Raw genomic sequence first — 26,952 nt, 5'->3', positions numbered from 1 at the left:
GACGCCGTGCAAGGCATGCAGCGCCGCCCCGGACTCCGTCTGGGGGTACCCCCACCGCGCCGCCGCACAGTCAAGGCCGCATTCCGGGACACTTTGGGCTATCTGTCGTGTGCCCGGGGAAAGGACGCGACGCCATGTCGGACACCGCCTCGACCCGTGCCATCCGTAACACCCCTGACCGCCCGCTCGTCGCCGCACCCGATCTGCTGTCGTCGCTCGTCCCCCTGCTCGCCGCATGGGTGCCCCGCCAGCGCTGGTTCGCCGGCAAGGGACGGCTGATCACCGGCTTCTCGCTGCTCTCGGCGACCGAACTGCTGCCGTGCACCGCCGACGGCGGCACACCGGGGATACTGCAGCTGCTCGTGCGCGCCCAGCAGTCGGCGCCGCCGAACCGCGCCACCGTCGCGGGCGACTGCTACCAACTCCTGCTCGGCGTGCACCCCGCGCTGCCGCCGCAGCTGGCACCCGCCGCGATCGGCCGCCCCACCGGCGGCCCGCTGCGCGGCCGCAGCGTCTATGACGCGCTGCTCGACAACCGGCTGTGCGGACTGCTGCTGGAGCGGCTGCGGGTGCCCGGCCGGATCGGCGCGCTGCGCTTCGACCGCGAGGAGGGCCAGGACATTCCCTCCGGGCTGCCGGCCCGGCCGGTCGCCGTCGAGCAGTCCAACTCCTCGATCGTCTACGGCGAATCGTTCATCCTCAAGGTCTTCCGGCGGATCGCGCCCGGCATCAACCCGGATCTGGAGCTGCCCCGCGCACTGGCCGACGCCAAGTGTGCGCGGGTGCCCGCCCCGGTGGCGTGGTTCGAGGCGGAGGCCGCCGAGGCGGACGGCGAGCCGACCACGCTGGGCGTCCTGCAGCCGTATCTGCCGGGCTCCGCGGACGGCTGGCAGCTGGCGTTGAACGCCCTGTCCGTACGCGCCGACTTCACCGGCTCGGCGCGCGCGCTCGGCCATGCCACCGCCGAGGTGCACACCGCGCTCGCGCAGACGCTGCCGACCACGGAGCTGCACCGCCCGCAGCTCGCCGCGATCGCCGCCCGGATGAACGCGCGGCTGGAGGCCACCGCCCGCGCGGTGCCCCTGCTCCAGCCCTACTGCCCCCGGCTGCGGGAGGCGTTCGACGCGCTGGCCGAGGTCGGCCGGGACGGGCACAGCTGGGCCGCCCAGCGCATCCACGGCGATCTGCATCTGGGCCAGACGCTGCGCTCCGCCGACGAGGGCCGCTGGTCACTGATCGACTTCGAGGGCGAACCGGCCCGGCCGCTGGCCGAGCGGCGGCGCCCGCAGCCGGCGCTGCGCGATGTGGCCGCGATGCTGCGCTCCTTCGACTACGCGGCGCGCAGCGGACCGGGCGGCGGCGATCCCTGGTCGCTGGACTGGGCGCGGCGCACCCGCGACGCCTACTGCCAGGGCTATGCCGAGGCCGGCGGGCTCGACCCGCGCTCGGCGCCCGAGCTGATGCGCGCCTACGAAACCGACAAGGCCGTCTACGAGGTGCTCTACGAGGCCCGGCACCGGCCCGACTGGCTGCCCGTCCCGATGGCCGCCATCCGGCGGCTGGCGGCGGGTGCCTGACCCTCCCCGTACCCCCTGTGATCCCGCCGGCTCCGGCCGATCCCCCGCCCCGCCCCGCCCCGAGGAGGCACCCCACGTGACCGCCCGCCCGTCCCCCAGCACCACCGACCCCACCCCCGCCCAGGACGCGACCGACGACGGCGCGCCGCACGCGCGGACCGGCGGACGCACCTCGGACGGCCGCCCGCCCGCGCCCCGGGGGCAGAAGCCCAAGGCCGCGGGCCGTGGGGTACGGGCCGCCGCCCCGCTCGGCGACGAGGACCGGGCCCGGCTGCTGGGCGGCGCCCATCACGATCCGCACGGGCTGCTCGGCGCACACCCGGTGCGCGGCGGGCTGCTCTTCCGGGTCCTGCGGCCGCACGCCACCGGCGTCACCGTCGTCGCCAAGGGACTGCGCGCCACCCTGCACGCCGAGGGCGACGGGCTGTTCGCCGGGGTGCTGCCGCTGCGCCGGATCCCCGACTACGAGCTGGTCGTCGAGTACGAGGACAGCACGGTGACGGTCCAGGACCCCTACCGCTTCCTCCCCGCGGTCGGCGAACTCGATCTGCATCTGTTCGCCGAGGGCCGGCACGAGCAGCTGTGGCGGGCGCTGGGCGCGCGGCCCATGGACCACCAGGGCGTCACCGGCACCCGCTTCACCGTCTGGGCGCCCAATGCCCAAGGCGTCCGGATCGTCGGCGACTTCAACTTCTGGGACGGCACCTCCCATCCCCTGCGTTCGCTGGGCTCGGCGGGCGTCTGGGAGCTGTTCGTCCCGGGCATCGGCGAGGGCGAGCTCTACAAGTTCGAGATCACCCGGCCGGACGGGTCGAAGACGCTGCGCGCCGACCCGATGGCCCGGCGGACGGAGTGCCCGCCGGCCAACGCCTCCGTCGTGGAGGAGTCGCACTACCACTGGCAGGACGCCGACTGGATGGCGCGGCGCGCCGAGCGCCCCGTCCACCAGGCGCCGTTCTCCGTCTATGAGGTCCACCTCCCCTCCTGGCGCCCCGGCCTCACCTACCGCCAGCTCGCCGCCCAACTCCCGGCGTACGTACAGGACCTGGGCTTCACCCACGTCGAGTTCATGCCGGTCGCCGAGCATCCCTTCGGCGGGTCCTGGGGCTATCAGGTGACCGGGTTCTACGCCCCGACCGCACGGATGGGCACCCCCGACGACTTCAAGTACCTGATCGACACGCTGCACCGGGCCGGGATCGGCGTCCTGATGGACTGGGTACCGGCGCACTTCCCGCGGGACGACTGGGCACTGGCGGAGTTCGACGGCCGTCCGCTCTACGAGCACCAGGACCCGGCGCGGGCCGCACACCCGGACTGGGGAACCCTGGAGTTCGACTACGGCCGCACCGAGGTCCGCAACTTCCTTGTCGCCAACGCCGTCTACTGGTGCGAGGAGTTCCACATCGACGGTCTGCGGGTGGACGCCGTCGCCTCCATGCTCTACCTCGACTACTCCCGCGAGGAGGGCGGCTGGACGCCGAACATCCACGGCGGGCGGGAGAACCTCGACGCGGTCGCCTTCCTCCAGGAGATGAACGCGACGGTCTACCGCCGCTGCCCCGGCGTCGTCACCATCGCCGAGGAGTCCACCGCCTGGGACGGCGTCACCCGGGCCACGCACCATGTCGGCCCCGGTGGCTTCGGCGGCCTGGGCTTCGGGCTGAAGTGGAACATGGGCTGGATGCACGACTCCCTCGTCTACGTCTCCAAGGAGCCGGTGCACCGCAAGTACCACCACGGCGAGATCACCTTCTCCATGATCTACGCCTACTCCGAGAACTACGTGCTGCCGATCTCCCACGACGAGGTGGTGCACGGCAAGCGGTCGCTGGTCTCGAAGATGCCCGGCGACTGGTGGCAGCAGCGCGCCACCCACCGCGCGTACCTCGGCTACATGTGGGCGCACCCCGGCAAGCAACTCCTGTTCATGGGCCAGGAGTTCGCGCAGGGCGCCGAATGGGCGGAGAGCCACGGCCCGGACTGGTGGCTGCTGGACCCGTCGTACGACGCGGAACCGGACCACCGGGGCGTGCGCGACCTGGTCCGCGATCTGAACCGCGGCTACACGGACACGCCCGCGCTGTGGGAACGCGACACCGACCCGGCCGGCTTCTCCTGGATCGACGGTGACGCGGGCGAGGACAACGTCCTCTCCTTCCTCCGCCACGCCGCCGACGGCACCCCGCTGATCGCGGTCACCAACTTCTCCCCCGTCGTCCGCCACGCCTACCGCCTGGGCGTCCCCGGCGACGTACCCGCCTGGCGCGAGGCCCTCAACACGGACGCGCTCCGCTACGGCGGCAGCGGCGTCACCAACCCCGACCCCCTGAAGCCGGAGCCCGTCCGTTGGAACGGCCGGGACATGTCGTTCACGCCGGTCCTGCCGCCGTTGGCCACGGTGTGGTTCCTCCCCACCTGACGCTGCGCTTTGCCTTGGCCCCACGTTGTCGGCTGTCCCGCCGTGGTGGTTTGTCGCCGTTGCGCCTGCGGCGGGCGTGGGTTTGTCGGGTGCGGTGCCACCCCTCCGGACTTCGTCCTGCGGGGTGGCCCCTCCCGTGGGTGGGTGGGAAAGGCCGGTGGGGGCGAGCGTCTCGTGTCAGGTGCAGGTGGTTGTGTCCACCCGGTGCACCTGACCACCGACGTACACCCCCAACCGTCCTCCTCCCCACCCCCAACGGGGAGGGGGCGGGCCGCAGGACGGAGTCCGGAGGCCCGGCCCCGCAGCCGAACAGCCCCGCGCAAGCGGCACCAGCCCGCCGCAGGCGCAACGGCGAAGAACCCCCGCGGCGGGCAAGCCGAAAACGTCGGCCCAGGCAAAGCGCAGCGGACCGGCCCGCCGCAGGCGCAACGGCGGCAAACCCCTACGGCGGGGAAGCCGAAAACGTCGGCCCAGGCAAAGCGCAGCGGACCGGCCCGCCGCAGGCGCAACGGCGGCAAACCCCAACGGCGGGACGGCAGACAACGTGGGGAGAAAGATCAGGCGTTAGCCGGCAACGTGGGTGCCGGGACGGCCGCCGGGGTCGCACCGTGCGCGTCGGCGGCCAGAGCCGCCTCGTCGAAGGGCACGCGCCCGGCCAGCACCTCGGTCACCCGGGTCTTGTCGATCTCCTTGGTCCAGGTGCCGATCAGGACCGTCGCCACCGCATTGCCCGCGAAGTTGGTCAGCGCCCGCGCCTCGCTCATGAAGCGGTCGATCCCGACGATCAGGCCGACGCCGTCGACCAGTTCGGGGCGGTGCGACTGGAGGCCGCCGGCCAGTGTGGCCAGGCCCGCGCCGGTGACGCCCGCCGCGCCCTTGGACGCGATGATCATGAAGACCAGCAGCGAGATCTGCTGACCGAGGGACAGCGGCTTGCCCATCGCCTCGGCGACGAAGAGGGAGGACATCGTCAGGTAGATGGCGGTGCCGTCGAGGTTGAAGCTGTAGCCGGTGGGGACGGTGATGCCGACCACCGGCTTGCTGACGCCGAGGTGCTCCATCTTCGCGATCAGCCGGGGCAGCGCCGACTCCGAGGAGGAGGTGGACAGGATCAGCAGGAATTCCCGGGCCAGGTACTTCAGCAGAAGGAAGATGTTGACGCCCGCCACGAGGCGGAGCAGCGCGCCCAGGACGACGATGACGAACAGCAGGCAGGTGACGTAGAAGCCGACCATGATGATGGCCAGGGACTTCAGCGCGTCCAGGCCGGTCTCGCCGACCACCGCCGCGATGGCGCCGAAGGCGCCCACCGGCGCCGCCCACATGATCATGGACAGCACCCGGAAGACCAGCTTCTGCAGATGCCCGACGCCGCGCAGCACCGGCTCGCCCGCCGCGCCCAGCGCCTGCAGCGCGAAGCCGACCAGCAGCGCCACCAGCAGCGTCTGGAGCACCTCGCCCTGGGTGAAGGCGGAGACCAGCGTCTTGGGGATCATGCCGAGCAGGAAGTCGGGCAGGCTTTCGCCGGGGCCCGCGGTCTGCGCCTGGCCCGCGTGGCGCACGGTCTCGGTCAGATGCAGGCCGGACCCGGGCTCCAGGATGTTGCCGACGACCAGGCCGATGGCCAGCGCGACGGTGGACATCACCATGAAGTAGCCGAGCGCCAGTCCGCCGACCGCGCCGACCTTGGCGGCCTTCCGCACCGAGCCGACGCCCAGCACGATGGTGCAGAAGATGATCGGCGAAATCATCATCTTGATGAGGTTGACGAATCCGGTGCCGAGCGGTTTGAGCTGCACGGCGACGCCGGGCGCGGCAAAGCCCACGATGATGCCGAGCAGTACCGCGCCGATGACGGCGAGGTAGAGATAGTGGGTCCGGTCCCGCTTGGCGGGTGCGGTGTCCTCGGTGGTGCCCCCACGTGGCGGGGTCTGTGCAGCCACGGCTGCCTCCTCGGGTTACGGCTGTGCGCTGGTCTGCGGCTCTGGTGCACAACAAGTCCCGGCGACTATGCACGCCGCTGTGGCGCCCGTCACCCTTGCGTGCATTACGTTCACGCGAAGCGACCGCGCCGAGCGCCGAAAAAGTGACCGTGCAGACTGTTCTGTATGCGACTCCCCCGTCCCCTGCCGCCCCGGCGGCTGCGCCGCCCGCGCAGCCTGGCCGGGCAGCTGTTCGCCATGCAGGTGGTGCTGGTGGCGGTGGTCGTGACGGGCTGCGCGCTGTTCGCGTATCTGAGCGCTCAGCGGCAGGCGGAGGCGACGGCGCGACGGCAGACGACCGCTGTGGCCACCGCCGTCGCCGATTCCCCGGCGGTCGTGGCGGCGGCCCGTACGAAGGACCCGTCGGCCGCGCTCCAGCCGTACGCGGAGCGGGTGCGGCGCGATGCGGGCGTGGACTTCGTGGTGGTGATGGCGCCGGACAAGACGCGCTGGACGCACCCGGACCCGTCCGCGATCGGGAAGAGGTACCTGGGACACATCGGGCCCGCGCTGCGCGGCAGGATCGTCCCCGAGACGTATCTGGGGACGCTCGGGCCGTCGGTGCGGGTCGTCGCGCCGGTCCACGACCCGCGGCGCGGCGGCCGGATCACCGCGCTGGTCAGCGCCGGGATCACCATCGAGACGATCAGCGCGCAGCTGCGGGACCAGGTGCTGGCGGGCATCGCGGCCGCGGCGGGCGCGCTGGCGCTCGGCGGGCTCGGCACGTACGTCATCAACGCCCGGCTGCGGCGGCACACCCACGGGATGAACTCCGCCGAGCTGAGCCGGATGTACGACTACCACCAGGCCGCGCTGCATGCGGTGCGCGAGGGACTGCTGATGCTCGACGGGCGGCGCCGGGTCGCGCTGATCAATGACGGCGGGCGGGAGCTGCTGGGGCTGTCCGGCGACGCGGTGGGCCGGCCGGTGGCGGAGCTGGGGCTGCCGGGGCCGCTGACCGAGGCGCTGCTGGCGCCCGGCCCGCGCGTCGACGAGCTGCATCTGACCGCCGAGCGGGTCCTGGTCGTCAACTCCTCCCCGGTCTCCGGCGGCGAGCGGCGCGGCAGCGTCGTGACCCTGCGGGACCACACCGAACTCCAGGCGCTGTCGGGCGAGTTGGACTCCGTACGGGGCTTCGCCGAGGCGCTGCGCTCGCAGGCGCACGAGGCCGCGAACCGGCTGCACACCGTCGTCTCGCTGATCGAACTGGGCCGGGCCGAGGACGCCGTGGAGTTCGCGACCGCCGAGCTGGAGCTGGCCCAGGCGCTGACCGACCAGGTCGTCGGCGCGGTCGCCGAGCCGGTGCTCGCCGCGCTGCTGCTCGGCAAGGCGGCGCAGGCCAACGAGCGGGGCGTCGAGCTGAGCCTGACCCCCGACAGCCGGATCGACGACAATCTGCTGCCGCCCGGCCTGCCCGCCCGCGATCTGGTCACCGTGCTGGGCAACCTCATCGACAACGCCATCGACGCGGCCGCCCCACCGCAGATGCACCCCCCGGCCGTCCACGTCACCGCGCGCGCGACGCAGGACGGCGCGCTGCTGCTCGGCGTCGCCGACAACGGCCCCGGGGTGGCCGCGGACGCCACCGAGAAGGTCTTCCGGCGCGGCTGGTCCACCAAGGCCGGGCCGGGCCACGGCCTCGGTCTCGCCCTGGTCCGCCAGGCCGTGCGCCGCAACCGCGGCACCATCGCCCTCGACCGGGCACCGGAGGGCGGCGCGCGGTTCACCGTCCGGCTGCCGCTGCACCCCGCCGGCGGGCCGGCCACGACAGAAGCCGCCCGGTGAACGAGAGGAGGGGCCGGTGAGCGCCCCCGACATCCGGGTCCTGGTCGTCGAGGACGATCCGGTCGCCGCCGACGCCCATGCGCTGTACGTGGGGCGGGTGCCCGGCTTCACCGTCTCCGGCACCGTCCGCTCCATGGCCGCGGCCCGCCGCCACCTCGACCGGCACGCCGTCGACCTGCTCCTGCTCGACCTCTACCTCCCCGACGGCCACGGCCTGCACCTCGTCCGGACGTTGCGCGCGGCCGGGCACGGCGCGGACATCATCGCCGTCACCTCGGCCCGCGATCTGGCGATGGTGCGCGAGGGCGTCTCGCTCGGCGTGGTGCAGTACGTGCTGAAGCCCTTCACCTTCGCCACCCTGCGCGACCGGCTCACCCGTTACGCCGCGTTCCGGGCCACCGCGGGCGAGGCCAGCGGTCAGGACGAGGTGGACCGGGCGATCGCCGCGCTGCGCCCGCCGCGGCCGGCCGCGCTGCCCAAGGGGCTGACCTCGGCGACCCTGCGCGCGGTGACCGATGCCCTGCGGGCCGCCGAGGGCGGGCTGACCGCGGCGCAGGCGGCCGCCGATGTCGGGATCTCCCGGATCACCGCCCGCCGTTATCTGGAACATCTCGTCGACAGCGGCCGGGCCGCCCGCGCCCCGCAGTACGGCCAGGTGGGCCGCCCGGAATTGCGCTATCGCTGGTCGGGCCATTGACCGGCTGTGATCGGTGGCTTACTTTCGGCGGGCAACCCGCCGTGGTTCGTGGTGGGCCTGCCCGAGGGGTCAGGGTCGGAAAGGCCGCGGCGTCTGGTGCGGTGCATCGCAAGGCGCCGGAGCGGCCTGATAGCGGAGCTATCGGGACGTTTCGGGAACGCTGCGAGGTGCCGTGCCAGGCGCCGCGGGCCCGGCCCTGACCCCTCGGACAGGCCCCTAGTTGGAGGTCGCCGTGCGCCCCACCGCCCCGCTGATTCTGCTCACCGCCGCCGTCCTCGCCGCCGGCACGCTCACCGCCTGCGGCAGCGGGTCCGGGAGCGACCGGAACACCGTCAAGGTCGCGTTCATCAAGGACACCAACGGCAAGGTCCTGGTCCGCGACCAGTACATCGGCCTCGTGGCCAAGGAGTTCGAGAAGGCCAACCCCGGGAAAAAGGTCCAGCTCATCCCGATCCAGGCATCGGAGAACGACTACTACACCAAGATCCAGCAGATGATGCGCTCCCCGAAGACGGCGCCGGATCTGGTCTACGAGGACACGTTTCTGGTCAACTCCGACATCAAGGCGGGGCTGTTGCGGCCCCTCGATCCGTATCTGGCCAAGTGGGACGACTGGCGGCAGTTCGAGGCGAGCGCGAAGACCGCGGCGCGGGCCCAGGACGGCAGGACGTACGGCGTCCCGGACGGCACGGACACCCGGGGGCTGTGGTTCAACAAGAAGATCTTCAAGAAGGCGGGGCTGCCGGCCGACTGGCGGCCGCGGAACTGGGACGAGGTCCTGGATGCGGCCCGCACCGTCAAGCGCAAGGTCCCCGGCGTCATCCCGCTGAACGTCTTCACCGGCAAGGGCGCGGGCGAGGCCGCCGTGATGCAGGGCTTCGAGATGCTGCTGTACGGCACCGGCGAACAGCCGCTCTACGACCCGGACGCCAAGAAATGGGTCACCGGCAGCAAGGGCTTCAAGGACAGCCTGGACTTCATCGACACGGTCTACCGGGAAAAGCTCGGGCCCGATGTCTCCGACGCGCTCAGCCCCAACATCCAGACCAGTGTGGCCGCCGAACTGCTGCCCGAGGAGAAGCTCGCGATCGATCTGGACGGCTCGTGGCTGGGCCAGCAGTGGCAGAAGACCGGGGGCGGCAACCCCTGGCCCGCGTGGTCGACGACGCTCGGCCAGGCGCCGTTCCCCACCCAGCACGGCGCCGCGCCCGGCAAGGTCAGCCTGGCCGGCGGCTGGACCTGGTCCGTACCGCAGAGGGCCCAACAGCCCGATCTGGCCTGGAAGCTGATCGAGACCTTCCAGTCGAAGAAGAACGCCCTGGAATGGTGTGTGCGGGGCGCGCAGATCGCGGTCCGCAAGGACGTCGCGGCCGATCCGCGCTATCTGAGGTCCGTCCCCGGCATCGGCTTCTTCACCGGCCTGGTCAAGATCAGCCGGTACCGGCCCGCGCTGCCCGCCTACCCCAAGGTCTCCGCGGCCATCGGTGAGGCGATGGAGGCCGTCACCGCCGACTCCGCCTCGCCCGGCCAGGCCGCCAAGGACTACGACGAAGCGCTGCCGTCCCTCGTGGACGGCCAGGTCGCCGCCCGGCCATGACCGGCGCCGTCACCGAGGCCGGCGCCGCCGCCAAGGCCGCGCGCCCGGCCCGTACGTCCCCCGTGCGCCGCGGCCTGCTGCGCTGGTCCCCCCTCGCCCCCGCCACCGTCCTCCTCCTGCTCTTCCTCGCCGGCCCCATCGGCTACTGCGTCTACATCGCCTTCACCGACACCCAGCTGACCGGCCAGGAATCCGCGTCCTTCGTCGGCCTCGCCAACTTCCGGCACGCCCTCACCGACCGCAACTTCCTCAACGCGGTGCTGCTGACCCTGGTGTTCACCCTGCTCTCCTCGGTCCTCGGCCAGAACACCCTGGGGCTGGCGCTGGCGGGCCTGATGCGGCGCGCCTCGCGGCCGCTGCGGTCGCTCACCGGCGCGATCGTGATCACCGCCTGGGTGATCCCGGAAATCGTCGCCGGCTTCCTCCTGTACAGCTTCTTCCAGCGGCGCGGCACCCTCAACGCCATCCTGGAATGGCTCCATCTGCCCACCCAGAACTGGCTGTTCACGCTTCCGATCCTGGCCGTGTCGTTCGCCAACGTCTGGCGCGGCACGGCCTTCTCGATGCTCATCTACTCCGCGGCGCTCGACGGGATCCCCCAGGAGGTCACCGAGTCCGCCCAGGTAGACGGCGCGGGCGGGCCGCGGCGGCTGTGGCACATCACGCTGCCGATGATCCGCCGCTCGATCGGCACCAACCTGATGCTCAACACCCTCCAGACGCTGTCCGTCTTCGGCCTGATCTGGGCCATGACGCGGGGCGGTCCGGGCAACCGCAGCCAGACCCTCCCGGTGTTCATGTACGACCAGGCGTTCCTGAAGTCCCTGATCGGGTACGGCACGGCGGTGGCGCTGCTGCTGCTCCTGGTGGGCGCGCTGTTCTCTGCCGTGTATCTGCGTCTGCTGCGCGAGGAGGGGTGATGGGCCGCCGAACGGTGCGCATGCGGCGCGCCCGCCGCCTTGCCGCCGATGCGGGACTGCTGGCCGTCGCGGTCGGCTTCGCGATTCCGCTGGTCTGGCTGGTGCTGTCGTCCCTGGACCCGGAGGCGACGCTGCGCGTACGGCTGCCGAGGTCGCCCACGCTGGGGAACTTCTCGGCCGTGCTGACGGACGACATCACCTTCACGCCGATGCTCAACAGTCTGCTGCTGTGCGGCGGCGCCACCCTGATCACGGTCGTCTGCGCCGCGCTGGCCGCCTATCCGCTTTCCCGTTTCCGTGCCCGCTTCAGCCGCCCGTACCTGCTGACCGTGCTGTTCTCGACCTGCCTGCCGATCACCGCCGTCATGGTCCCGGTCTACGGCCTGTTCGTGCAGGTCGATCTGATCGACACGATGTACGGCACCGCGCTGTTCCTGGCCGCCGCGCAACTCCCGTTCGCCATCTGGCTGATGAAGAACTTCATGGACGGCGTACCGACGGCCCTGGAGGAGGCGGCCTGGACGGACGGCGCCTCCTGGCGGCAGACGCTGCTGCGGATCGTCCTGCCGCTGATGGGCCCCGGCCTGACCGTCGTGACGATCTACACCTTCATCATGACGTGGGGCAACTTCTTCGTCCCCTTCATGCTGCTGCTCTCCCCCGATCAGCTGCCCGCCTCCGTCAGCGTCTTCACCTTCTTCGGCAACGAGGGCAGTGTGGCCTTCGGGCAGCTGGCCGCCTTCTCCATCCTGTACTCGACGCCGGTGATCCTGCTGTACGTGCTGATCGCGAAGCGGCTGGGCGGGGGGTTCGCGCTGAGCGGGGCGGTGAAGGGCTAGTCGACACACCGGTCGACAAGCCCTCGGCAAACCACTCGGCATACCGCTCGACATACCGTCTGCCCGGTACGCCTACTGCACACCTATTTCAGACGTAGGAATCTACGAGTTAACAACTTGTTCATCCGCACCATAGGGAGGAAACCGCCACGTCACTTACCGTGTGCTGGTGAACACGCACGTCGGGGAGCCCCGCAGGCCCCCATTCAACGCCGAGGCCGCGCGCCGGCTGCGCGAGGCCCTCGGTATGACCCCCGAACATGTCGCCTACGGGATGGCGGCCGCCTTCGGCCTGCGGATCTCGCCCGCCATGGTCGCCTCCTGGGAGCGGGGCGAGGGCACCCCCACGGATACGGAGCTGACCGCGCTGGCGGGTGCGCTGTGGTGCGCGCCCGGGGAGCTGCTGGGGGCGCCGGGCACGCTGCGCGAGTACCGGCTGGCCCTCGGGCTCGCGGCGGACGACCTGGCACGGCGGATCGGCATGGAGCGGCGTGCGTACGAGCGGCTGGAGGACGGCGGGAAGTGGATCGGCAGTGAACGCCAGGCCGCGGCGCTCCAGGAGGCGCTGGAGCTGCCGCTCCCCGCGCTGATCCGGTTCACCGGCCAGGACGAGAAGCTCACCGAACTGCTGACCAGCGCCGTCACGACGCGCTGGCAGGCGTATGTGCGGCCGGTCGGCAAGCTCGTACCGCTCCCCAAGGAGCGGATCCAGGGCGTGCTGCAGGAGCTGCACGCCGCTTACCAGGCGGGCATGGCCGGCACGCTCAACTGGGGCGGCGGGGACGTCTCCGACGAGTCCGGCAAGGCGGGGCGCGCGTTCCTCGACGGGATCGTGGCGGACTTCTGGGAGCGGATCGGGCGGTAGCGGCCGCGCCGTCCGCGGGGCGGCCCATCGGCCGGAGGTCAGGGTCCGTGTCCTCCTGTGGGAGGACACCGGGGGCCCATGTCGCACTTGCGACCGGTACGGCATTGGGTCCTTTGGGCTGACGACCTACCTGACCTGCGGATTCGAGAATGGGGACTCCCACCACAACGACTCGATCGTCCCCTCCTGGAGTTCCCGTGTCCCCTGCGGCCGCCGCATTCCCCCTTTCCACCGCCACCGCGGCCGTCGCCGCCCGCGCCACGGACCTGAGCAAGGTCTACGGTGCGGGCGAGACCCGCGTGGTCGCGCTGGACTCCGTCTCCGTCGAATTCGGCAAGGCCCGCTTCACCGCGATCATGGGACCGTCGGGCTCCGGCAAGTCCACGCTGATGCACTGCATGGCAGGGCTGGACGGCATCTCCGCCGGCTCCGCCCGGATCGGCGACACGGAGCTGGCCTCGCTGAACGACCGGCAGCTGACCCGGCTGCGCCGGGACAAGATCGGCTTCATCTTCCAGGCGTTCAATCTGCTGCCGACGCTGACCGCGCTGGAGAACATCACGCTGCCGATGGACATCGCGGGCCGCCGCCCCGACCGGGAGTGGCTGGATCGGGTGATAGAGACCGTGGGCCTGTCCGGGCGGCTGACGCACCGGCCGGCGCAGCTGTCGGGCGGCCAGCAGCAGCGGGTCGCGGTCGCCCGTGCGCTGGCCGCCCAACCGGAGATCATCTTCGCGGACGAGCCGACCGGCAACCTCGACTCCCGGTCCGGCGCCGAGGTCCTGGGCTTCCTGCGCGAGTCGGTCCAGGCGATGCAGCAGACCGTGGTGATGGTCACCCACGACCCGGTCGCCGCGAGCTATGCCGACCGGGTGGTCTTCCTCGCCGACGGCCGGATCGTCGAGGAGCTGCACGCGCCGACCGCCGGCGCCGTCCTGGACCGGATGCGGCTTTTCGAGGCCAAGGGCCGGACGAGCTAGCCAAGGGCCGGACGAGCCGGCCAAGGGCCGTACGAGCTGACGCGGCACGCCGCCCGCCGTACCCGCGCGCCGTACCTCGCGCGCCGCCCTCCGTATCCGAGCACCGGACCCTGACCTCAGGACTGAATCCACCACCATGCTGCGAACCGCCCTGCGCAACGTCCTTGCGCACAAAGCCCGTTTGATGATGACCGCGCTCGCGGTCCTGCTCGGCGTCGCCTTCGTCGCCGGCACCCTGATCTTCAGCGACACCGTCGGCGAGGCGGTCAAGAACGCCTCCGCCCGGAATCTCAAGGATGTCGCCGTCTCCGTCCAGGCCATCGATGCGGCCCCCGAAGACGGCGCGGCCGCCGCGGCCGCCGATCCGCAGAAGGACGGCAAGCGGACCACCGCCCTCGACGACAAGGTGGCGGACCGGATCCGCGCGCTGCCCGGGGTGGCCTCCGTACGGTCCGATGTCACCGGCCAGGCGACCCTCGCGGGCAAGGACGACCAGCCGATCGGCAACGGCTGGCAGAACCGCGCGGTCAACTACCAGCCGGGGAAGGACGGCAAGGACGGCCGCTACCCGATGGCGCAGGGCCGCGGCCCGCGCAACGCGGGCGAGATGGCGCTGGCCGAGAGCACGGCTCAGGCCGCCGGGTACCGCATCGGCGACACCGTGCGCTTCGCGACCGACGGGCCGGTGCTGACGAAGAAGCTGGTCGGGATCGTCGCGACCGACGACCCGCAGGTGACCGCGGGCGGCAGTCTGGCGCTGTTCGACACCGCGACGGCGCAGAAGCTGTATCTGCACCCGGGGCAGTTCGACGAGCTGGTGGTGGCGGCCACCCCCGGCACCGATCAGCGGGCGCTGACCGCCGAGGTCCGCAAACTGCTGCCCAAGGGCCGCGCCCAGGCGACCAGCGGCGCCGAACTCGCCGAGCAGCAGTCCAAGATGATCGCCGAGCAGAACAGCGCGCTGAGCCAGACCCTGCTGACCTTCGCCGGGATCGCCCTGTTCGTCGGGGTGTTCATCATCGCCAACACCTTCACCATGCTGATCTCCCAGCGCAGCCGCGAGATCGCGCTGCTGCGCGCGGTCGGTGCCTCGCGCCGGCAGGTCGTGCGCTCGGTGCTGGCCGAGGCCGCGCTGCTGGGGCTGGTCTCCTCCGCCGTCGGGTTCGCGCTGGGCGCGGGGATCGCGGTGGGGCTGCGCGCGGTGCTGGACGCCAACGGCGCGGGCTTCCCGGACGGGCCCGTCATCATCAGCCCGACCACGGTGCTGGCCGCGCTGGCCGTCGGCGTCGTGGTGACCGTACTGGCCGCCTGGCTGCCGTCTCGCAAGGCCGCGAAGATCGCCCCCGTGGAGGCGCTGAACACCGTCGAGGCGCCGCCCGCGCCGCGCAGCCTGATCGTCCGTAACTCCATCGGCGCGGTGATCACCGGCCTCGGCGTCGCCGTGATGCTCTACGTCTCCACCCTGAAGTCCGGCGACGATCTGCCGATCGCCATGGCGGGCTCGATGCTGACGCTGATCGGCGTGATCATCCTGGCGCCGCTGCTGTCCCGGCCGCTGGTCTCGCTGGCCGGCGCGGTCACCACCCGGCTGTTCGGCATCGGCGGCAAGCTGGCCAAGGAGAACGCGCTGCGCAATCCCCGCCGTACGGCCGCCACCGCCTCCGCGCTGATGATCGGCCTCACCCTGATCACCGGCATGACGGTCGTCGGGCACTCCGCGCAGCTGGGCATGGACAAGATGATGGCCAACGGCCTGACCGCCGACTACAAGATCGCGACCTCGACGTACGTCGGCCTGGACCCCGAACTGTCCGAGAAGGTGGCGAAGGTACCGGGCGTCGAGGCGATGGTGCCGTTCCGCGGGACGGGCATCAGCAGCGACGGCGGCTTCGGCCACCTCCGCGGCACCGATCTCTCGCAGCTCGGCAAGGTCACCCAACTCACCTTCCGGCAGGGCTCGTTGGATGCGGTCCGGGCCGGCGGGATAGCGATCTCGCAGAGCTGGGCCAAGCAGCGTGGCTGGCACGCCGGTCAGGTGGTGAACGCCGAGTTCACCGACGGGAAGAAGGCGAAACTGAAGATCGCCGCGGTCTACGCGGACAACGAGACGCTCGGCGACGCCTTCGCCGACACCTCCCTGGTCGACCCGCACGCCACGCCGCTCAAGAACGAAGAGCTGCTGGTCAAGGCCGCCGGTGGCGGCTCCCCCGAGCTGGCGAAGAAGATCCGGCACGCGCTCGGCGACAGCCCGCTGCTGAAGATCCAGAACCATGACGATCTGCGCAAGGAGACCGCGGGACAGATCGACACCGTCCTGAACATGATCTACGGGCTGCTGGGCATGGCCGTCGTCATCGCGGTGGTCGGCGTCGTCAACACCCTGGCGATGTCGGTGTTCGAGCGGACCCGGGAGATCGGGATGCTGCGGGCGATCGGACTGGCCCGCAGCGGGATCAAGCAGATGGTCCGGCTGGAGTCGGTGGTCATCTCGCTGTTCGGCGCGGTGCTCGGCATCGGCGTGGGCATCTTCCTCGCCTGGGCCGGCGGCAGCATGGTCGGCTCGTCCTTCCCCACGTACGAGATGGTGCTGCCCTGGGGCCGGCTGGGACTGTTCCTGCTGATCGCGCTGGTCGTGGGCGTACTGGCGGCGCTGTGGCCGGCCCGTCGCGCCGCCCGGCTGAACATGCTGCAGGCCATCGGCGCGCAGTAGCACCCGGGCCGGGAAGCACGGCCCTCCGGGCCGGGAAGCACAAGAGGCGGCGCGCCCCGTGGCGCGCCGCCTCTTGCGTCGTCTTCCCTCGTGTTGCGTCGTGTTGCGTCGTGTTGCGTCGTGCCGAACGGTCAGAAGACCGACTCGGCCTCGTCCATGCGGTTCGCGGGCACGGTCTTCAGCTCGGTGACCGCCTCCGCCAGCGGCACCATCGTGATGTCCGTGCCGCGCAGCGCCGTCATCTTGCCGAAGTCGCCGCGGTGCGCGGCCTCGACGGCGTGCCAGCCGAAGCGGGTGGCGAGCACCCGGTCGTAGGCGGTGGGGGTGCCACCGCGCTGCACATGGCCGAGGATGACCGGGCGGGCCTCCTTGCCGAGGCGCTTCTCCAGCTCATGGGCGAGGGCGTTGCCGATACCGGAGAACCGCTCGTGGCCGTAGAGGTCGATGGCGCCCTTCTTGTAGTCCATGGTGCCGGGGGCCGGGTGGGCTCCTTCGGCAACGCAGATCACGGCGAACTTCTTGCCCCGGGCAAAGCGTTCCTCGACCATCTCGACCAGGTCGTTGACGTCGAACTCGCGCTCCGGGAGGCAGATGCCGTGGGCGCCGCCGGCCATACCGGACTCCAGCGCGATCCAGCCCGCGTGCCGTCCCATCACCTCGACGACCATCACGCGCTGATGCGATTCCGCGGTGGTCTTGAGGCGGTCGATGGCCTCGGTCGCGACGCCGACGGCGGTGTCGAAGCCGAAGGTGCGGTCGGTGGAGGAGATGTCGTTGTCGATGGTCTTGGGGACCCCGACGACCGGGAGCCCGGCGTCCGAGAGCATCCGGGCGGCGGTGAGGGTGCCCTCGCCGCCGATCGGGATCAGGACGTCGATGCCGTAGTCCTTGGAGTGGTCCTTGGCGTCCTCGCAGGCCTCGCGGAGGCGGGCGCGCTCCAGCCGGGAGGAGCCGAGGATCGTGCCGCCGCGGGCGAGGATGCCGCTGACCGCCTCCAGGTCCAGCTTGCGGAACCGGCCGTCGAGCAGGCCGGCGAAGCCGTCCTCGAAGCCTATGACCTCATCTCCGTGACCGGTGAGGGCGCGGTGGACAACAGACCGGATCACAGCATTCAGGCCGGGGCAGTCGCCGCCTGCGGTGAGGACTCCGATACGCATCGTGCTGTGTCTCCTGTGCTCGCTGTTGGTTCTTGTGAGCCGGTCCGATTGTTTCATGAGCGCGCGGGGCCCGCCGTCGCCTCAGGGGCCACCCCTACTGTCCCCTCACCGGACCGCTCAGGAGAAACTGAGAGCGCGGCGTAGCCATCTACGCAGGTATTGTCAAGAGGGGCAAGCTCGCCATATCGGCCTATTTGACCTTGCGAGCGGCGCCATCGCTTGCGAGCAGACGGAAGGACGGAGCACGCGTGACGCGCAGCGTGTACGTGACCGGGATCGACCGCGGCGACGGCCGCCAGGTCATCGAGCTGGGGGTCATGGAGCTCCTGACCCGCCATGTCGACCGGGTGGGCGTCTTCCGCCCGCTGGTCCACGACGACGGGCCCGACCGGCTGTTCGATCTGCTGCGGGCCCGCTACCGGCTCACCCAGTCCGCCGACACCGTGTACGGCATCGGCTACGAGGAGGCCGCCACCCTCCAGGCCGAGCGCGGCACCGACGAGCTGGTCTCCCGGCTCGTCGACCGCTTTCACGCGGTGGCCAGGGAGTACGAGTACGTCCTGGTCCTCGGCTCGGACTACGCCGCCACCAACCTCCCGGCCGAGCTGGCCCTCAACGCCCGCCTCGCCAATGAATTCGGCGCCGCGGTGCTGCCCGTCGTCGGCGGCCAGGGCCAGGAGGCCGACTCGGTCCGCGCCGAGGCCCGGAACGCCTACCGCGCCTACACCTCGCTGGGCTGCGACGTCGTCGCCATGATCGTCAACCGCGTCGCCCCCGAGCTGCGCACCGCCGTCGTCGAACGGCTCGCCGCGCGGCTCCCGGTGCCCTGCTACGCGCTCCCCGAGGACGGCTCGCTCTCCGCGCCGACCGTCGGCCAGATCGTGCACACCCTGGACGCCGAGGTGCTGCTCGGCGACGACTCCGGGCTCGCCAGGGACGCGCGGGACTTCGTCTTCGGCGGCGCCATGCTGCCGACCTTCCTGAAGGCGCTGACCCCCGGCTGCCTGGTGATCACCCCCGGCGACCGCGCCGACCTGGTCATCGGCTCGCTGGCCGCGCACAGCGCCGGTGCCCCGCCGATCGCCGGTGTGGTGCTCACCCTCGACGAGAAGCCCGGCCCCGACATCATGGCGCTGGCCGAGCGGCTCGCCCCCGGGACCCCCGTCGTCTCCGTACCCGGCGGGTCCTTCCCGACCGCGGGCGAGCTGTTCGCCATCGAGGGCAAGCTGAACGCCGCCTCGCCGCGCAAGGCGGAGACCGCGCTGGGCCTGTTCGAGCGGCATGTGGACACCGTGGAGCTGACGAACCGTATCTCCGTCGCCCGCTCCGGCCGGGTCACCCCGATGATGTTCGAGCACGAGCTGATCGAGCGCTCCCGCTCCGGACGCCGCCGCGTCGTCCTGCCCGAGGGCACCGAGGAGCGGGTGCTGCGCGCCGCCGACGTCCTGCTGCGCCGCGACGTCTGCGATCTGACCCTGCTGGGCGACGAGGAGGCGATCCGCAAGCGCGCCGCCGACCTGGCCATCGAGCTGACCGGCGCCCAGATCATCGACCCGCAGACCTCCGAGCTGCGCGAACGCTTCGCCGAGCGGTACGCCGAGCTGCGCGCCCACAAGGGCGTCGGCTACGAGCTGGCCTACGACGTGGTCGCCGATGTCTCGTACTTCGGCACGCTGATGGTGCAGGAGGGACTGGCCGACGGCATGGTCTCCGGCGCGGCGCACTCCACCGCCGCCACCATCCGCCCCGCCTTCGAGATCATCAAGACCAAGCCGGACGCCCAGATCGTCTCGTCCGTCTTCTTCATGTGCCTGGCCGACCGGGTGCTCGTCTACGGCGACTGCGCGGTCAACCCGGACCCCGACGCCGAGCAGCTGGCGGACATCGCCATCCAGTCGGCCGCCACCGCCGCGCAGTTCGGCGTCGAGCCGCGGATCGCGATGCTCTCGTACTCCACCGGCACCTCCGGCTCCGGCGCGGACGTCGACAAGGTCCGCAAGGCCACCGAGATCGTCCGTCAGCTGCGCCCCGACCTGCTGGTCGAGGGCCCGATCCAGTACGACGCGGCGGTGGACTCGGCGGTCGCGCAGACCAAGCTGCCCGGCTCCGACGTCGCCGGCAAGGCCACGGTGCTGATCTTCCCGGACCTCAACACCGGCAACAACACCTACAAGGCCGTGCAGCGCTCGGCCGGCGCGGTCGCGGTCGGCCCGGTCCTGCAGGGGCTGCGCAAGCCGGTCAACGACCTCTCGCGCGGCGCCCTGGTCCAGGACATCGTCAACACCGTCGCCATCACCGCCATCCAGGCACAGGGCGCCCGTCCCGGCGCCGGACACACCGCCTGAGCCCCCGCAGCCCCCTCCGCCACTTCACCGGAAAGCCGTACATGACTGCCACCGCCACCCGCGTCCTCGTCCTCAACTCCGGCTCCTCGTCGGTGAAATACCAGCTGCTCGACATGACCGACGGCGCCCGTCTCGCGGTCGGTCTGGTGGAGCGGATCGGCGAGGAGACCTCGCGCCTGACCCACACCCCGCTGGCCACCGGCGGCGACAAGCGCGAGACCGAGGGCCCGATAGCCGACCACGAGGCCGCGCTGAAGGCCGTCGCCGCGGAGCTGGCCGCCGACGGGCTGGGGCTCGACTCCCCTCAGCTGGCCGCGATCGGTCACCGGGTGGTGCACGGCGGGCTGAAGTTCACCGAGCCGACCGTGATCGACGAGGCGGTGCTGGCGGAGATCGAGCGGCTGGTGCCGGTCGCCCCCCTGCACAACCCCGCCAACATCACCGGCATCAGGACCGCCCAGGCGCTGCGCCCCGACCTGCCGCAGGTCGCGGTCTTCGACACCGCCTTCCACACCACGATGCCGGAGTCCGCGGCCCGCTACGCCATCGACGTGGCGACCGCCGACGCCCACCGCATCCGCCGCTACGGCTTCCACGGCACCTCGCACGCCTATGTCTCCCGTAAGACGGCGGCGCTGCTGGGCAAGACGCCGGAAGAGGTCAATGTGATCGTCCTCCACCTGGGCAACGGCGCCTCCGCGTCGGCCGTCCGGGGCGGCCGGTGCGTGGACACGTCCATGGGCCTGACCCCGCTGGAGGGCCTGGTCATGGGCACCCGCTCCGGCGACATCGACCCGGCGGTCACCTTCCACCTCAAGCGGGTGGCGGGGATGTCGGCGGACGAGATCGATGAGCTGCTCAACAAGAAGAGCGGGCTGATCGGGCTGTGCGGCGACAACGACATGCGCGAGATCCGGCGCCGGATCGACGAGGGCGACCAGCGCGCGAAGCTCGCCTTCGACATCTACATCCACCGGCTGAAGAAGTACATCGGCGCCTACAGCGCCGTGCTCGGCCGGGTCGACGCGGTGGCGTTCACCGCGGGCGTGGGCGAGAACGCCGCCCTGGTGCGGGAGGCGGCCATCGCCGGCCTGGAGGAGATGGGCATGGCGGTGGACGCCGCGCTGAACGCCGTACGGTCCGACGAGCCGCGGCTGATCTCGCCCGAGTACGCCCGGGTCGCGGTCGCCGTGGTCCCCACCGACGAGGAACTGGAGATCGCCCAGCAGACATACGCCCTGGTCACCGCCTAGACGTTGGTGTTTCCGCCCACCGGAATATTCCGCTCAGAAACAAACCGATAGGATTCCGCCATGCGCCGTTCCAAAATCGTCTGCACCCTGGGCCCCGCCGTTGACTCTTTCGATCAGCTCAAGACACTGATCGAAGCCGGTATGAACGTGGCCCGTTTCAACATGAGCCACGGGACCCACTCGGAGCACGAGGAGCGGTACCACCGCCTCCGCAAGGCCCAGGAGGCCACCGGCCGCGCCATCGGCGTGCTGGCCGACCTCCAGGGCCCCAAGATCCGCCTGGAGACCTTCGCCGACGGGCCGGTGGAGCTGGTGCGCGGCGACGAGTTCGTCATCACCACCGAGGACGTGCCCGGCGACAAGACCATCTGCGGTACGACCTACAAGGGCCTGCCCGGCGATGTCTCCAAGGGCGACCCGGTCCTGATCAACGACGGCAACGTCGCCCTCCAGGTCGTCGAGGTCGACGGCCCGCAGGTGCGCACCATCGTCATCGAGGGCGGGGTCATCTCCGACCACAAGGGCATCAACCTGCCCGGCGCGGCGGTGAACGTCCCGGCACTGTCCGAGAAGGACATCGAGGACCTCAAGTTCGCCCTGAACATGGGCTGCGACATGGTCGCGCTGTCCTTCGTCCGGGACGCCAAGGACGTGCAGGACGTGCACCGCGTCATGGACGAGGTCGGCCGCCGGGTCCCGGTCATCGCCAAGGTCGAGAAGCCGCAGGCGGTCGCCAACATGCAGGAGGTCGTGATGGCCTTCGACGCGGTCATGGTGGCCCGTGGTGACCTCGCGGTGGAGTACCCGCTGGAGAAGGTCCCGATGGTGCAGAAGCGCCTGGTGGAGATGTGCCGGCGGAACGCCAAGCCGGTGATCGTGGCGACCCAGATGATGGAGTCGATGATCACCAACTCCCGGCCGACCCGCGCCGAGGCGTCCGACGTCGCCAACGCCATCCTCGACGGCGCGGACGCGGTCATGCTCTCCGCGGAGTCCTCGGTCGGCGCCTACCCGATCGAGACCGTCAAGACGATGTCGAAGATCGTCGAGGCGGCCGAGGAGGAGCTGCTGTCGAAGGGCCTGCAGCCGCTGGTCCCCGGCAAGAAGCCGCGTACGCAGGGCGGTGCGGTGGCCCGCGCGGCCTGCGAGATGGCGGACTTCCTCAACGGCAAGGCGCTGGTCGCCTTCACCAAGTCCGGTGACACCGCCCGCCGGCTGTCCCGCTATCGCGCGACGCAGCCGATCCTGGCCTTCACCACCGACGTCTCCACCTGCAACCAGCTGACGCTGAGCTGGGGCGTGGATGCCTTCGTCGTCCCGCATGTGGACAACACCGACGCGATGGTCGACCTGGTGGACGCCGAGCTGCTCAAGCTCCAGCGCTACAGCAAGGGCGACACCATGCTCATCACCGCCGGTTCGCCCCCCGGCGTCCCCGGCACCACCAACATGGTGCGGGTGCACCACCTGGGCGGTCAGAGCGCCTGAGGCGCCCGGCAGCCGGAACGACCGTGGGCCGCCCCCCCTGGAGGGGGACGGCCCACGGTCGTTTTCTGCGGCTCCCGGACGGGTCCTGGGAAATCCTTCCCGGCCGGCTCAGTCGGTGATCGACTGGTGCAGACCCGGGATATGGAGGTTTCCGCCGAACTGTCCCGCCTGGTCGATCTTCACCTTGGTGAAGTACGCGAACGAGACGTTGATGGGCGGCGGGTGCTCGGGATCGAAGACGATCGGGATCAGCCCGAAAAGGTTGCCCTGCAGCCGCTCGGTGTACATCGTCACCTTGCCGCCACGGATCGTCGACGTGGACCCCGGGGCGCCCTGTACGTGGTAACGCTTCCCCTGCGGGCCGTCCACGATCTGGTGCAGATCGCCGATGTCGACGGTGTCGGCCGTGAACTTCAGCGCCTGCTTGGTGTGGCCGTTCTGCGTGGTGACGTTGACGACGCCCTCGTAGTTCAGACCGCGCAGGGTGAGCGCGCTGGACTCCAGGTGCCAGGGGTTGTCGGGCAGGGTGACGGGCGTCTGCTCGTCCTTGCCCTTCTGTGCGTTCTTGACGACACAGGGGAACGCCTTCTTGCCGTCGGCGTCCTTGCCGTCGAGTCCGCCACCGGGGAGGGCGTTGTCCACCGTGCCGACGGCACCGTGGGCGGTGTCGTTGACCGCGCGCGCCGGGTCCTTGAGGGCCCGGGTGGCGCCGTCCTTGAGCCCGTTGACCGTGTCCGTGACCTTGTCGGTCCCGGAGCCGGTCGCCGAGTCCTCGGACGCCGACGGCGACGGGGTCGCGGTGTCGGCGGACCCGGAATCCTTCGTCGCGGACTCCGACGGCGAGGCGCTCGGCTCGGCGGATTCCTTGTCGTCCGGGGTGAAGAAGTCCTTGATCTTCTCACCCAGACCCAGGCCCAGCAGGCCCCCGTCGTCCTTCTCCTCGGAGGCCGACGGCGACGGGGTCGCGGAGCCGGTGGGCTCGTCGCTCTTCGGAGCGGTGGACGGTGCGGGCTCGGACGTCTTGTCCGCGTCCTTGGAGGCCGAGGGCGAGGCGGACGGCGTGGCGGACGGCTTCGCAGCGTCCTTCGCGTCCTCCTTGGCCTTCGCGTCCTCCTTGGCCTTGGCGTCCTGCTTGGCCTTTGCGTCCTTCCCGTCCACCTTGTCCGGGGCGGTGACGCAGGGGCCGTCCTTGAACGGGCTCTTGGGCGCAGGCTTGGCGATCGCCATCTGGGGCGTGAGCCCCATACCCATGAGCACGGCGGACGGCATCGCGGCGATGGCTATCGCCTTGCCCGCGGGCACGTGGAGCCGAGTCAGCAGCGGCTTTCTCGGCGCCGCGTGGCGCGGCCCGGTTCTGGGCCCGGCGGCTGCGTTCTCGTGCAGCTCGTCACCCGGCACGGTGCCTCCCGTTCGATCCGTTGGTCGGGCTCGTTCCTGACAGGTCGTCCAGTCCGAAGCCCAACCCGGAACCGCCACCGGTGGCCGGTGCGGGGTTCGTGGCGACCACCGGTCCGGCGATCACCTCACGGTCCGGTTCACCGGCGTCCTTCTTGCCCTCCGGCGCACCCGGCGCCCAGGCAACCGCCAGCGCACCGCCGATCATCCCCAGCAGATAGCCGGCCAGGAAGCCGCCGAAGTTCGAGACGACCAGGGAGACCAGGGACAGCAGAATGGCCGCCACACCGGCGAACACCCGTGAGACGGGCTGGAACCACATGGTGAGACCGAGCACGACCAGCAGTACGCCGATGATCAGCGAGCCGGCGCCGGCGGTGGTCGCCATGCTGAGGGTCATACCGCCGAGCGAGAGGTGCGCGTAGGGGAAGTACATGATCGGGACGCCGCCGAGCAGAGCCAGCATGCCGCCCCAGAACGGACGGCGGCCCCGCCACTCCCGGAACGAAAGGCGCTTTTGGGCGAGGGTCTCGATCAGCCGTGGTCGCGTGTCGGCGCTCATGTTGTACAGCTCCTCGGGACTGGCAAATCGGTGGTACTGAACTGGAGTGCCTACGTGGCGCAACCGTCGTACGGGCACGGGGCACGGCTCGAAATCGCCGTACAGCTCGCCCCGCGCCCGCACGCTCAGTGCGTCAGTAGCACTCGTTCTTGCCCTTGCTGACGCTCATCTTGAGGCCGCTGAGCTTGAACGTGCCGGCCGTGGTGGCCCAGGCGCGCTGCTTGACATTGGTCAGCACGGCCGAGTCGGCTTCCTGGGCGAAGGAGCCCGGGTCGGCCTTGTCGCCCTTGTGCATGCCGGGGCCCTTGGACGTCGAGCCCGCAGCAACACCGATGTTGATGTTGTTGAAGGTCGCGTCCGCGTCCAGCTGGTCGAGGTCGATGTAGAGGTTCTTCGCCTCGACGGGCGTGCCGCCGCCACCGGCGGACAGCTTCATCGACACATCGCCGAACACCGGGACCGGTACGACGACGGACTGGCACAGGTTCTTGATCTTGGCGTTCGAGAACCCCGAGACCGCCACCGGGACGTTCTTGCCGCCCTTCTGGGCGTCAACGGCTCCGTACTGAACGAATCCGGTGCCGTCCAGACGCTCGGTAGCAACCTTGAACTGCTGGCCGGAAACGCTGAACGACGCCGCGAGCGCACCCTGCGAGAGGGCTACACCGATCGCGGCCGTCGCGGCAACGCTCGGCACCATGACGACGGCGAACCGCTTCCATCTGGTCCCGCCACGAGCCAGGGACTCCATGACTTTCCTCCTTCTCGGACGTACATCTCCGGTACCCGCCCTCGAAGTTGAGAGCAGCCGCACCTGGGATGGGAGAAGTGCTACGTCCTCGGGAAGGAGAGCGCCCGTCCTCGGAGGCGATGTGCGTTCCGATTACCGGCGATCACCCCCGAGCGACAACCACTGGCCACGCTCTCGCGCAACCGCACTGGACAGGCCCTGCCGGAAGGGGCAGAGACCCCCCTGTCCAAGGCCGGCGCTCACTGCCGCCGACCACCCGGTGGGGACCCAAGTACCCCGCGGCGCCGACCGGATGCCGGGCTGCGGGAAGGGACCGAGCGTGGCCGATCGTCGTGCATTCGGAGCCGCCGCACAAGGGGCTCGTTACTTGCGGGTAACGGACCGATAAACGAGCCGCCACTCACCGATACCGAACGGGCACACACCGTGGCACTGACCGTGACGGAACATCGGTCATTCCGGGGCGCAACGACGCAAGGGAGGCGGCCGGACTTACTCCAAGTAACAGCGCCTACGATTACCAAGATTTGGTAAAACGTAGGCGCCGTTCCGTTTGGCGAGACACCCCGCGGAAGGTGTGGAGGTCAGACGGGGTCCACCCGCCGCGGCCGAGGGAAGGTCAGAACAGCACGCGGGCCAGGGCCGTGCGCCCTGCGGTCACCCGCGGGTCGTCCGCGCCGATCACCTCGAACAGTTCCAGCAGCCGCACCCGGGCGGCCTCGCGGTCCTCACCGGAGGTCCGCCGCACCGTGTCGACCAACCGCCCGAAGGCGTCCTCGACATGCCCGCCGACCAGGTCGAGGTCCGCGGCGCGGATCTGCGCCTCGACGTTCGCCGGGTCGTCCGCGGCCTCCCTGCGCACCGCCTGCGGGTCCAGGTCCTGCACCCGGCGCAGCAGCTCGGCCTGCGCCAGCCCCAGCTTGGCCTCCGGGTTGCCCGGGTCGTCGGCGAGGACGTTCTTGTACGCCTGGATGGCCCCGCCCAGATCGCCGGAGTCCAGCGCCTGGCTCGCCGCCTCCAGCAGCGCGTCGTACGGACCGACGGGCGCGGGACGCTCGGCCGCCTGCGGCTCGCCCTCGGCCGCCGCGTCGACCGGCGCGCCCACGATGCCGAACTGCTGCTCGGCGGCCTGCACCAGCTGGTCCAGCACCTGCCGGATCTGCGCCTCGGGGGCCGCACCCTGGAACAGCGGAACCGGCTGGCCGGCGATCACCGCGAAGACGGCCGGGATGCCCTGCACCCCGAACTGCTGGAAGAGCATCTGGTTGGCGTCGACGTCGATCTTGGCGAGTACGAACTTGCCGGCGTACTCGGTCGCGAGGCGCTCCAGCAGCGGACCCAGCTGCTTGCACGGCTCGCACCACTCGGCCCAGAAGTCGATGACGACCGGGACCTCGGTGGAGCGCTGCAGGACGTCCTGCTGGAACCCCGCCTCGTCGACGTCGAACACCAGGCGGGCGCCGCCCGCGGGCGCCTGGCCCGTGCGGGCCGCCTCGGCGCGCGCCTGTTCGGCCTTCTGCTTCGCTTCCCCGGCCGCCTTCACCGCTGCGAGGTCGACGACTCCACTCATGGACATGTTGCGTGGCTGCATGAGTCCATCCTCCCCCCTGGGCGCCTTGTTCCGAAA

At 70.9% G+C, this 26,952-nt stretch carries 19 protein-coding genes; 13 read left to right on the top strand and 6 right to left on the bottom strand.

From position 1 onward, the window contains the following. The first annotated feature begins 134 nt into the window (after nucleotides 1–134). Both AC5677_RS27045 and glgB read left to right on the top strand, forming a co-directional pair. The gene (locus tag AC5677_RS27045; RefSeq protein ID WP_497190521.1) at nucleotides 135–1,577 is read left to right on the top strand and encodes a maltokinase N-terminal cap-like domain-containing protein; all 1,443 of its coding nucleotides are present in this window, start codon (nucleotides 135–137) and stop codon (nucleotides 1,575–1,577) included. Nucleotides 1,578–1,848: 271 nt separating this feature from the next. After that, entirely contained in the window at nucleotides 1,849–3,999 is a 2,151-nt protein-coding gene (gene glgB, locus AC5677_RS27040; RefSeq protein WP_497196773.1) for a 1,4-alpha-glucan branching enzyme, read from the top strand. A gap of 557 nt (nucleotides 4,000–4,556) precedes the next feature. Here glgB and AC5677_RS27035 read toward each other — a convergent pair. After that, on the bottom strand, nucleotides 4,557–5,942 hold the full coding sequence (locus tag AC5677_RS27035; protein ID WP_497190520.1) for a cation:dicarboxylate symporter family transporter: 1,386 nt from the start codon (nucleotides 5,940–5,942) through the stop codon (nucleotides 4,557–4,559). Nucleotides 5,943–6,107: 165 nt separating this feature from the next. On the opposite strand from AC5677_RS27035, the gene AC5677_RS27030 reads away from it, so the two are divergent. The 8 genes from AC5677_RS27030 to AC5677_RS26995 all read left to right on the top strand — a co-directional run bounded on the left by AC5677_RS27030 (nucleotide 6,108) and on the right by AC5677_RS26995 (nucleotide 16,374). Further along, nucleotides 6,108–7,766: a sensor histidine kinase gene (locus tag AC5677_RS27030; protein WP_497190519.1), complete on the top strand. Its 1,659-nt coding sequence runs from the start codon at nucleotides 6,108–6,110 to the stop codon at nucleotides 7,764–7,766. Nucleotides 7,767–7,782: 16 nt separating this feature from the next. Further along, the gene (locus AC5677_RS27025) at nucleotides 7,783–8,463 is read left to right on the top strand and encodes a response regulator (protein ID WP_497190518.1); all 681 of its coding nucleotides are present in this window, start codon (nucleotides 7,783–7,785) and stop codon (nucleotides 8,461–8,463) included. Between the two features lie 232 nt (nucleotides 8,464–8,695). After that, nucleotides 8,696–10,060, top strand: coding sequence for an extracellular solute-binding protein (locus AC5677_RS27020; protein ID WP_497190517.1), 1,365 nt, complete (start codon nucleotides 8,696–8,698; stop codon nucleotides 10,058–10,060). Continuing rightward, nucleotides 10,057–10,980, top strand: a complete 924-nt coding sequence (locus tag AC5677_RS27015; RefSeq protein WP_497190516.1) for a carbohydrate ABC transporter permease — start codon at nucleotides 10,057–10,059, stop codon at nucleotides 10,978–10,980. The genes AC5677_RS27020 and AC5677_RS27015 overlap by 4 nt, the downstream gene beginning before the upstream one ends. After that, on the top strand, nucleotides 10,980–11,819 hold the full coding sequence (locus AC5677_RS27010; protein ID WP_497190515.1) for a carbohydrate ABC transporter permease: 840 nt from the start codon (nucleotides 10,980–10,982) through the stop codon (nucleotides 11,817–11,819). The genes AC5677_RS27015 and AC5677_RS27010 overlap by 1 nt, the downstream gene beginning before the upstream one ends. A 163-nt stretch (nucleotides 11,820–11,982) precedes the next feature. Further along, nucleotides 11,983–12,684 carry a helix-turn-helix domain-containing protein gene (locus tag AC5677_RS27005; protein ID WP_497190514.1) on the top strand — a complete coding sequence of 234 codons (702 nt, stop codon included), beginning with the start codon at nucleotides 11,983–11,985 and terminating at the stop codon, nucleotides 12,682–12,684. A gap of 149 nt (nucleotides 12,685–12,833) precedes the next feature. Beyond that, nucleotides 12,834–13,664, top strand: a complete 831-nt coding sequence (locus tag AC5677_RS27000) for an ABC transporter ATP-binding protein (RefSeq protein WP_497190513.1) — start codon at nucleotides 12,834–12,836, stop codon at nucleotides 13,662–13,664. Between the two features lie 136 nt (nucleotides 13,665–13,800). After that, nucleotides 13,801–16,374: an ABC transporter permease gene (locus AC5677_RS26995; protein ID WP_497190512.1), complete on the top strand. Its 2,574-nt coding sequence runs from the start codon at nucleotides 13,801–13,803 to the stop codon at nucleotides 16,372–16,374. A 131-nt stretch (nucleotides 16,375–16,505) separates the two neighbouring features. On the opposite strand, the gene AC5677_RS26990 is transcribed toward AC5677_RS26995, so the two are convergent. Beyond that, complete coding sequence (locus AC5677_RS26990; protein WP_497190511.1) at nucleotides 16,506–17,531, bottom strand: ATP-dependent 6-phosphofructokinase; 1,026 nt, start codon at nucleotides 17,529–17,531, stop codon at nucleotides 16,506–16,508. Nucleotides 17,532–17,779: 248 nt separating this feature from the next. Here AC5677_RS26990 and pta point away from each other — a divergent pair, with 248 nt between their 5' ends. From pta to pyk, 3 genes are read left to right on the top strand one after another with little or no spacing between them, the layout of a single operon-like run. Then, nucleotides 17,780–19,876 carry a phosphate acetyltransferase gene (pta, locus tag AC5677_RS26985; RefSeq protein WP_497190510.1) on the top strand — a complete coding sequence of 699 codons (2,097 nt, stop codon included), beginning with the start codon at nucleotides 17,780–17,782 and terminating at the stop codon, nucleotides 19,874–19,876. Nucleotides 19,877–19,917: 41 nt separating this feature from the next. Beyond that, on the top strand, nucleotides 19,918–21,129 hold the full coding sequence (locus AC5677_RS26980; protein ID WP_497190509.1) for an acetate kinase: 1,212 nt from the start codon (nucleotides 19,918–19,920) through the stop codon (nucleotides 21,127–21,129). 60 nt (nucleotides 21,130–21,189) lie between these two features. Further along, nucleotides 21,190–22,617, top strand: coding sequence for a pyruvate kinase (pyk, locus tag AC5677_RS26975; protein ID WP_497190508.1), 1,428 nt, complete (start codon nucleotides 21,190–21,192; stop codon nucleotides 22,615–22,617). 108 nt (nucleotides 22,618–22,725) lie between these two features. Here pyk and AC5677_RS26970 read toward each other — a convergent pair whose 3' ends face one another. The 4 genes from AC5677_RS26970 to AC5677_RS26955 form a co-directional block, all read right to left on the bottom strand. Continuing rightward, nucleotides 22,726–24,015: a hypothetical protein gene (locus tag AC5677_RS26970; protein ID WP_497190507.1), complete on the bottom strand. Its 1,290-nt coding sequence runs from the start codon at nucleotides 24,013–24,015 to the stop codon at nucleotides 22,726–22,728. Beyond that, nucleotides 24,005–24,574 (bottom strand): DUF6114 domain-containing protein, encoded by a 570-nt coding sequence (locus tag AC5677_RS26965; protein ID WP_497190506.1) that lies wholly within the window; start codon nucleotides 24,572–24,574, stop codon nucleotides 24,005–24,007. Before AC5677_RS26965 ends, AC5677_RS26970 begins: the two co-directional genes overlap by 11 nt. 133 nt (nucleotides 24,575–24,707) lie before the next feature. Beyond that, nucleotides 24,708–25,325, bottom strand: coding sequence for a DUF6230 family protein (locus AC5677_RS26960; protein ID WP_497190505.1), 618 nt, complete (start codon nucleotides 25,323–25,325; stop codon nucleotides 24,708–24,710). A gap of 619 nt (nucleotides 25,326–25,944) precedes the next feature. Beyond that, nucleotides 25,945–26,916: a tetratricopeptide repeat protein gene (locus tag AC5677_RS26955; RefSeq protein WP_497190504.1), complete on the bottom strand. Its 972-nt coding sequence runs from the start codon at nucleotides 26,914–26,916 to the stop codon at nucleotides 25,945–25,947. Nucleotides 26,917–26,952 lie beyond the last annotated feature (36 nt).

This window comes from Streptomyces sp. JLSY215, assembly GCF_059682825.1.
Note: the sequence above shows the minus strand (reverse complement) of the source record. Positions and strands in the feature narration are given on the sequence as shown.

Bases quoted from the DNA above. Each gene is read 5' to 3' on its own strand.
- AC5677_RS27015 (WP_497190516.1), top strand. From the start codon at position 10,057: ATGACCGGCGCCGTCACCGAGGCCGGCGCCGCCGCCAAGGCCGCGCGC.
- AC5677_RS26965 (WP_497190506.1), bottom strand. From the start codon at position 24,574: ATGAGCGCCGACACGCGACCACGGCTGATCGAGACCCTCGCCCAAAAG.
- AC5677_RS27010 (WP_497190515.1), top strand. From the start codon at position 10,980: ATGGGCCGCCGAACGGTGCGCATGCGGCGCGCCCGCCGCCTTGCCGCC.
- AC5677_RS26990 (WP_497190511.1), bottom strand. From the start codon at position 17,531: ATGCGTATCGGAGTCCTCACCGCAGGCGGCGACTGCCCCGGCCTGAAT.
- AC5677_RS26980 (WP_497190509.1), top strand. From the start codon at position 19,918: ATGACTGCCACCGCCACCCGCGTCCTCGTCCTCAACTCCGGCTCCTCG.
- AC5677_RS27045 (WP_497190521.1), top strand. From the start codon at position 135: ATGTCGGACACCGCCTCGACCCGTGCCATCCGTAACACCCCTGACCGC.
- AC5677_RS27000 (WP_497190513.1), top strand. From the start codon at position 12,834: ATGGGGACTCCCACCACAACGACTCGATCGTCCCCTCCTGGAGTTCCC.
- pyk (WP_497190508.1), top strand. From the start codon at position 21,190: ATGCGCCGTTCCAAAATCGTCTGCACCCTGGGCCCCGCCGTTGACTCT.
- AC5677_RS26955 (WP_497190504.1), bottom strand. From the start codon at position 26,916: ATGCAGCCACGCAACATGTCCATGAGTGGAGTCGTCGACCTCGCAGCG.
- AC5677_RS26960 (WP_497190505.1), bottom strand. From the start codon at position 25,325: ATGGAGTCCCTGGCTCGTGGCGGGACCAGATGGAAGCGGTTCGCCGTC.
- AC5677_RS26995 (WP_497190512.1), top strand. From the start codon at position 13,801: ATGCTGCGAACCGCCCTGCGCAACGTCCTTGCGCACAAAGCCCGTTTG.
- AC5677_RS27030 (WP_497190519.1), top strand. From the start codon at position 6,108: ATGCGACTCCCCCGTCCCCTGCCGCCCCGGCGGCTGCGCCGCCCGCGC.